Annotated in this window: 10 protein-coding genes; 1 reads left to right on the top strand and 9 read right to left on the bottom strand. The window is 42.5% G+C overall.

Translation table 11 applies throughout. The features are described from left to right. The 6 genes from G4407_RS12835 to G4407_RS12810 form a co-directional block, all read right to left on the bottom strand. On the bottom strand, window positions 1-271 hold a 271-nt coding region (locus tag G4407_RS12835), incomplete at its 3' end, for a DNA cytosine methyltransferase (RefSeq protein WP_173689196.1). A gap of 71 nt (window positions 272-342) precedes the next feature. Continuing rightward, window positions 343-861, bottom strand: a complete 519-nt coding sequence (locus G4407_RS12830) for a hypothetical protein (RefSeq protein ID WP_117739225.1) — start codon at window positions 859-861, stop codon at window positions 343-345. Between the two features lie 154 nt (window positions 862-1,015). Further along, window positions 1,016-1,306 (bottom strand): plasmid segregation centromere-binding protein ParR, encoded by a 291-nt coding sequence (locus G4407_RS12825; RefSeq protein ID WP_173689191.1) that lies wholly within the window; start codon window positions 1,304-1,306, stop codon window positions 1,016-1,018. After that, window positions 1,303-2,211, bottom strand: a complete 909-nt coding sequence (locus G4407_RS12820; RefSeq protein ID WP_004614527.1) for a ParM/StbA family protein — start codon at window positions 2,209-2,211, stop codon at window positions 1,303-1,305. Before G4407_RS12820 ends, G4407_RS12825 begins: the two co-directional genes overlap by 4 nt. Window positions 2,212-2,401: 190 nt before the next feature. Further along, a complete protein-coding gene (locus G4407_RS12815) occupies window positions 2,402-2,740 on the bottom strand; it encodes a DUF5720 family protein (protein WP_173689190.1) in 339 nt (112 codons plus the stop codon). A 37-nt stretch (window positions 2,741-2,777) separates the two neighbouring features. Beyond that, complete coding sequence (locus G4407_RS12810) at window positions 2,778-3,104, bottom strand: hypothetical protein (protein WP_226969491.1); 327 nt, start codon at window positions 3,102-3,104, stop codon at window positions 2,778-2,780. Between the two features lie 187 nt (window positions 3,105-3,291). Between G4407_RS12810 and G4407_RS12805 the strand changes: the two genes are divergently transcribed. After that, on the top strand, window positions 3,292-3,528 hold the full coding sequence (locus G4407_RS12805) for a helix-turn-helix domain-containing protein (protein WP_117604155.1): 237 nt from the start codon (window positions 3,292-3,294) through the stop codon (window positions 3,526-3,528). 535 nt (window positions 3,529-4,063) lie between these two features. Here G4407_RS12805 and G4407_RS12800 read toward each other — a convergent pair. Genes G4407_RS12800 through G4407_RS12790 form a run of 3 tightly spaced genes read right to left on the bottom strand, consistent with a single transcriptional unit; the run spans window position 4,064 to window position 6,146 of the window. Beyond that, on the bottom strand, window positions 4,064-4,216 hold the full coding sequence (locus G4407_RS12800) for a hypothetical protein (protein ID WP_173689189.1): 153 nt from the start codon (window positions 4,214-4,216) through the stop codon (window positions 4,064-4,066). 11 nt (window positions 4,217-4,227) lie between these two features. Further along, window positions 4,228-5,493 (bottom strand): secretion protein F, encoded by a 1,266-nt coding sequence (locus tag G4407_RS12795; RefSeq protein ID WP_173689188.1) that lies wholly within the window; start codon window positions 5,491-5,493, stop codon window positions 4,228-4,230. Window positions 5,494-5,543: 50 nt separating this feature from the next. Continuing rightward, window positions 5,544-6,146 (bottom strand): type II secretion system F family protein, encoded by a 603-nt coding sequence (locus G4407_RS12790; RefSeq protein ID WP_173689187.1) that lies wholly within the window; start codon window positions 6,144-6,146, stop codon window positions 5,544-5,546. Between the last annotated feature and the right edge of the window lie 29 nt (window positions 6,147-6,175).

Raw genomic sequence — 6,175 nt, 5'->3', positions numbered from 1 at the left:
ATCCTTCTCGCTTTCCGGCGATAGAGAATGCCTGGCAAGGAAATCCTGCACAGAGCAGATCAAAATCCGGCATTCGTTCTGGTTCAATTGTTCGTGCATCACTACAATACCACTCCCCTTCTGTGTCAAACAGCAATCGGTAGTTCTTATCCGCATAAGTATCCACCTCGCAGTGTCCGACACAGGTAAATCCCCCTGCACGTCTTAAGCCTTCACGGAATCCGCCGATTCCGCTAAAGAGATCAAAAAATTGAATGGTTGCGGTTATCAACCTCCTTTGCTGATAAAAACAGGCGGCATGATTTTTCTCATACCGCCTGTTGATTTCTCTGTATCTGTTTGTTACCATTCTGTTGGTTCTTCTGCTTTGTTTTCTTCTTCCGGTTGAGTCTCCTCGTCCGGCTCACTTTCTTCTTTCAGTTCGGTTTCCTCGTCCGGTTCGCTTTCCTCGCTCGGTTCGTTTTCTCCTTCCGGTTCGGTTTCCTCGTCCGGTTGTGTCTCCTCTGTTCCAGATTCTCCGGTTGCAGGTTCCGTTTCTTCCATGCTGTCTTTGTTCTGCCATTCGCCTTCTGCCTTTTCCAGTGCCTCTTCGATGATCTGAATTAAGAAGTCTTTCTGTTTCATGCCTTTTTTTGCGATGACTGTTTTTAATCTCTGGAATAATTCCTCTGATACCTGTACTGCGATTGTTCTTGCTGTTCCCATGCTCATTTCTCCTTTTCCTGCAAGTCTTTCAAAATGTTCTTCGATGACCTGCTGTATAAATTTCTGTGTGCTGCTTTCTGTCAGTTCAATCTCTTCTCTTACTTTTTCGTGTAAGTCCTTCGGGATCTTTCCGCATATGTTCTTCATCTCTGTCATAGCGTTTCTCCTTTCCGTTTCGCTACACACAACATACTCCAAAGATGCATGGAAAGCTATTCACAATACCTACCAAAGATATCGATGCTGTTTTGCTCCTGCCCCTAGCAGATCCAACAATGTATGTATCGCACAATCATAGGCCTCACCCCCTTTACATATTTTCCATCTGAGATAGGAAATCCATCATCTGATCCGGGATATCCTCAGCCAGTGGATTTGTTCCACTTTGTTCCGCACCGCCACAAATGTTTAATTCCCGAACACTTTCTTTGATCGTCTTTTGGATGACCTCTTCCATCCACTTCCGGTCCTCTTTTTCCAGAATCGCCTGAACAAGGTACTGGTTTTTCTGTCCTTCCGGAACACTCTGGAATTTCTCCCATGCTTTCTTATGTTCCGGATTTTTCAGGTTTGGACGGAACGAATATACCGGACGTTTCATTTCGCCCACATCTGCTCTACAATCCGTTCATACCCGGCAGCGTTCGCATGGACGTCCTCTATAAAAACAGGGCGGCAAATCGCGTCCTGTGCGGTCACGTGGCGTTTTAAAATCGCAGAACCTCCACCCATAAATACGCTCGGCACCGCCCTGAGATCAAACCCGGATTCCGTGACCGCAGACAGAATTCTTTCGATATATTTCCGTCCGTTTTCCTGTATGACAACTCTTGCATCTTCTGCCATGCTGCAGGTTTCCCCACGAAGCACACGTTCGATCTGTGTTTCCGTTACAGACAGTCCGGTATTTCTCCGCACCTGTTCTGCCGTCTCATCAATACATCGGATCACACCCAGCTCCAGACTCCTGCAGGTTGCCGCATTCGGAACACTATTATCCAGTCTCATCAGATCAACCGTCCAGCCACCAACATCCACCAGAAGAACAGATGGTTCATTCTTCAGGTACTCTGGATGCAGAGCCAGGGCAGAGTACCCCTGTGGGAACAGTTTCACATCTTTGATCTGTATCTCATACCATTCACTTTCATATAAAAAGCGCACTGGCTGTTCTTTCCGCAACAGATACTCCCGAAATCCCTGTTTCTCCCTTCCAAAGCTGGACAAAGGCAGTCCAACAGCCAGAATGACTTCCGTCTTTCGTTCCGCTTTCCGGTTCTTGATTTCTTCTGCAATCGCAGCCAACGTCAGCAGATAATAATTATCATTGGACGTTTTATTTTTTACCAGCGTCTGTCTCCCTGTACCGCAGACATAATACTTTCCCCGATACTGCAGAACATTCTGCATCGTATACGGCTCATAATCATACTCGATAATGCCACTGGGAAAAGACACATGTTTTGTCTTGATCGCATAATACCCATGATCAATTCCTACTATCATCACAATCACATCCTTCTTTCATTTTTTCGTCTGGCATAAAGCCAAGAACTCTTTTTCTGCTGCAACGGATCGTTGCAAAAGTGCCTGTTTTGAACACTTTTCTAAGTTTTCACGCCCCAAAACCTGCGGAAACTCTGGGGTTCTCATACCGCTGCTGCTTGAGGAACACTCCCTGTTCTTTCCCAGCCGGTTAAAAAATATCCCTCTCCCGGCGGCTGTCCAGCCTGTCCGGGAGAGGGATATATCGCAATGTTCCTTTGTGAACAATGGCCTGTCTTTTTATTTTTATGAGATGTTCTTCCTGCTTTTGTAACATGGCAGAATACTCATCTTCCGTCAAAAATTTCCGGATATAAGCTCCTTTTTTCCCCAGCGTGTTATCTGTTTTTAACATCTCTATTTCTACCATGTAATGGGTATCCGGACGATATCTGGTTTCACATAAAATGCTTTCGCCTTTGATATAATCCGATTTCACCGCCTCCCTTGCCGCCGCTAAAAGTTCATGGATACTTACCTCCACCTGCATCACCTCCTTCAAAAATAGCGAAAGAAAAGCAGACCCCTTAATCGAAGTCTGCCTCTGTTGGATATGGTAATCCTCTCTTCTTATATTTTAAATCAATCATTTTTCGGAGCTTCTCTCTTTTCTCTTTCGTTGGCGCATGCTTTTGAAATTCAACCAGCCATCTTTCTAATCTTCCATCATCATCGATCCACGTATCGTTTTCATATTCCCATTCATCTAATAACTTGATCAGCGCATCCAATGGTTCTTCCACATCATCGCCAAACTCTTTCCATAGATTTATTCCATAACTTTCCAAGCCAAAGAATTCTGTTAAAAATGAAAATCTCTCCATATCCCCCAATGTCATCTTTTTTCTGCCCATCAATAACTCCTGATCCCTGCTGCCACAGTAACTCAAGAAAATCTTTTTTTCTTTCTCACTTTCGGTCATAGATTGTCCCCTTTCAGAAATAATTCTTTATTACGAAACATTATAAATTTTTAACTCATTAGAATCAATATATATGTTTCCAAATAACGAAACTTTTATTTTTTAAGGAGAACGTATTATGCAGAAAATCAGACCAGATATGGATATCGGTAAAAATATTCAATCTCTTAGATACAAAAATAATCTAACGCAAGACCAGATCATTGCAAAATTGAATCTCATGGGTATTGTCATATCCAAAAGCACTTATGCCAAACTGGAAACAAACCGCATGAACATCAAAGTGTCTGAGTTAGTCGCTCTGGCAAAGATCTTTCATACAGATATCAATGCATTCTTTGATGGTCTGCTGTAACTCGACATTCACCTACTCCCTGTGTATATAATAATCTCTTAAAAAAGAACTAGTCTATATCGTTCTTATCGAATATAAACCAGTTCTTTTTTCTTATCTAACTGAATACACATTCTTTTCTATTCTTTGTGTATCCTATACTTATATATGGCAAAAATCAGACAACAGACACGCTATACACTCTTATGCTACATAATCCAGTTTACTGTCGCTCAATCTTAAACCTACAATATGAATACAAATTCCATAAATTAACTCTGAAAGAAAAATCTTTTCTATAAGTAAATTTGGTCTTAAATGGAATCTGATGGCAATGACACCAGTCTTGTATTTGTTTCATCCTCATGGACTCCCCGTCATCAATTTTCTTTATCAAGCATTGTCTCTTAAAATCATCCATCCCTGTCTTAAAAAATAAATAAAACAGTACATTATAATATCTAATCAACACAATCTCTTCTGCTATTTTTTCCTTTGACCTCATACACATTTTCCACCTTTCACTGTATATTGAGTTTGATTTATACACATATTCTTACGTTATACACTTTATACTCACCCCATAATAGGGGGTTAATATTCCGACCAGTACAAGGATCAATTCTACCGTTGATATCCCGTCTTTTTCCGTCAGAATCTTCTGAATTCTGATCCATCCCGTCCACAGCTTCTTTTTTACCTCCTTCATTCTCTCACCTCCTACACCTGGATCGACAAAAATGCCGGTACAACTACGATCGTAATCACGATGATCAGCATCAAAAGCATTGGGATCAAAAGTCTGGTTCCTGCCTCTTCTCCCAGCTGTCTCGCCCTGCTCTTTCTGTCCTCCAGTGCCTGTACTGCCTCCATACGAAGCATTTCAGAAATTCCTTTTGCACCCTTTTTCAGATTCTGTGAAAGAAGTGCTCCCATTTTCATATACGGAATCAGATCACATCTTCTTGCAAATCTTTCATAACATTCCATCTCCGGAATCCCACTTTTCATTTCCTGCCAGGTTTTCCAGATTTCTTCATATGCTTCTCTTTTTCTTCCCGTTTTTCCCCTGGTGATCCCATAGTCTTCCGCAATCCTTTTCCACACATTTTTTGCTGTCATTCCGGCACCGGTCAGCATCGTAAACTCTGTGATAATTTCCGGATAATCCAGCATCATCTGCTCTTTTCTCGTCTTCTTCCGATTGCTTTCTTTCTGTATTTCTCTTCCGACAAGCAGAATACTTATCGCCATTCCGAGCATCAGAATCGGAATCACTTTTGAATCTTTCTCCTCTGTCCAGGCAATTTTTCTTCCGTCCAGACTGGAAGGCAATGTAAAATATGCTTTCTGCCTCGTAGCACTGTCCTGTGATCTTACCAGTTCCAGAACCCGCTCTTTCGTGGAAAGCGTTTTCTCCTGTCCTGCAAAAATAACCAGATCCATCTCACACGGATATACCTTATCTTCATAATGCAGAACTCCGGTAATATTCATCCCAATCCCCTGATTCTCCGGATCTTCTTCCCGGATTTTTTCCTGATCCAGTCTCCCAAGCGAATCCATTACATCATATCTGCTAAGTTCCCAGGAAACCGAAAACGGAAAATCGTCTAATGCTGTTACCAGATCCAGATCTGTCTTTATATGCGACAGATCCTTATTCTCCCCGGAAATCGCTTTTACAAGCTCTTCCCTCGCTTTCTGAAACTCCTTTTCCAGCCGTTTTTCACTGTAAATCTTCGGTGACACCCGAATTTCTATATCCTGCTTTTTTTCTCCTTCAACCTGCATAGAAAGCGCCGCTTCTTTTTGTCCTTCCCCGTACCCGTTCCGCTTTATCTGCATGGTTTCAGAGTTTTCCGTCCCTGTCTTCTGCACGATTTCCGACAAAAATGCCAGGCTTGTCACCGCCATCATCAAAAGAAATATCTGCCTGAGAAGCCTGTCCCATTTTCCGAAAAGAGATTTCTTCTTGAAATACATCCGTGCACAAACTCCGAGAAAGAAATACATTCCGATACAAAACCACATTTCTATACCTCGATTTCCACAATCTTACATCCAAGTCTCCAGGCAGCAATGTAAGCTCCAAGACAAATACTCATAAAAGCCGCTCCTGGCAGATTCCCGTATAGCCCTGCCATAAATTCCGGAAAGCTCAGACGCATATAACCAATAATTCCCAAAGGGATCACTGACATGATCTGAAATTCCATTTTCTTCGCTGCAATTACGGTATCGATTTCTCTTTTTACTTCCGCTTTATCACCAAGTTGTCTAACCACATTTTTAATGATCAGAATACTGTCGCCTCCGCTTCTCTTTGCCAGAGAAAATACAGTGACAAATGTATCCACCTCCGGAAGTGCTACCCTTGCAGCAAAATCCTTCCAGGCAGTTTCCGCGGTTACGTTCAGATTCAGCTGCCTTACCATATACGTAAATTCCCGTACAATAAGTGCATGTCTGTCATACATGATCTGCAGGTCTCTCTGTACCTCTTTGATTGCGTTCTCCATAGAGTATCCCACATTCAGCTGCGCTTCCAGTGATTGAAGTGCATCCTGGAACTGTCTTTCAAAACGTCTCTTCCCTTTTTCCTCCGCCTGACGGATCATTCTTTCGTAATACTTCATTCCCAGAGGAAAAAGCACTGCCATCATCC

Source organism: Allocoprococcus comes (assembly GCF_013300725.1).
In the GTDB taxonomy this organism is placed as follows: domain Bacteria; phylum Bacillota; class Clostridia; order Lachnospirales; family Lachnospiraceae; genus Allocoprococcus; species Allocoprococcus comes_A.
Note: the sequence above shows the minus strand (reverse complement) of the source record. Positions and strands in the feature narration are given on the sequence as shown.

What these genes read in the sequence shown, in the direction of transcription:
- G4407_RS12810 (WP_226969491.1), bottom strand. Translation starts at nt 3,104, where the DNA reads ATGGGCAGAAAAAAGATGACATTGGGGGATATGGAGAGATTTTCATTT.
- G4407_RS12805 (WP_117604155.1), top strand. Translation starts at nt 3,292, where the DNA reads ATGCAGAAAATCAGACCAGATATGGATATCGGTAAAAATATTCAATCT.
- G4407_RS12825 (WP_173689191.1), bottom strand. Translation starts at nt 1,306, where the DNA reads ATGAAACGTCCGGTATATTCGTTCCGTCCAAACCTGAAAAATCCGGAA.
- G4407_RS12800 (WP_173689189.1), bottom strand. Translation starts at nt 4,216, where the DNA reads ATGAAGGAGGTAAAAAAGAAGCTGTGGACGGGATGGATCAGAATTCAG.
- G4407_RS12795 (WP_173689188.1), bottom strand. Translation starts at nt 5,493, where the DNA reads ATGTATTTCAAGAAGAAATCTCTTTTCGGAAAATGGGACAGGCTTCTC.
- G4407_RS12830 (WP_117739225.1), bottom strand. Translation starts at nt 861, where the DNA reads ATGACAGAGATGAAGAACATATGCGGAAAGATCCCGAAGGACTTACAC.
- G4407_RS12815 (WP_173689190.1), bottom strand. Translation starts at nt 2,740, where the DNA reads ATGCAGGTGGAGGTAAGTATCCATGAACTTTTAGCGGCGGCAAGGGAG.
- G4407_RS12820 (WP_004614527.1), bottom strand. Translation starts at nt 2,211, where the DNA reads ATGATAGTAGGAATTGATCATGGGTATTATGCGATCAAGACAAAACAT.
- G4407_RS12790 (WP_173689187.1), bottom strand. Translation starts at nt 6,146, where the DNA reads ATGAAGTATTACGAAAGAATGATCCGTCAGGCGGAGGAAAAAGGGAAG.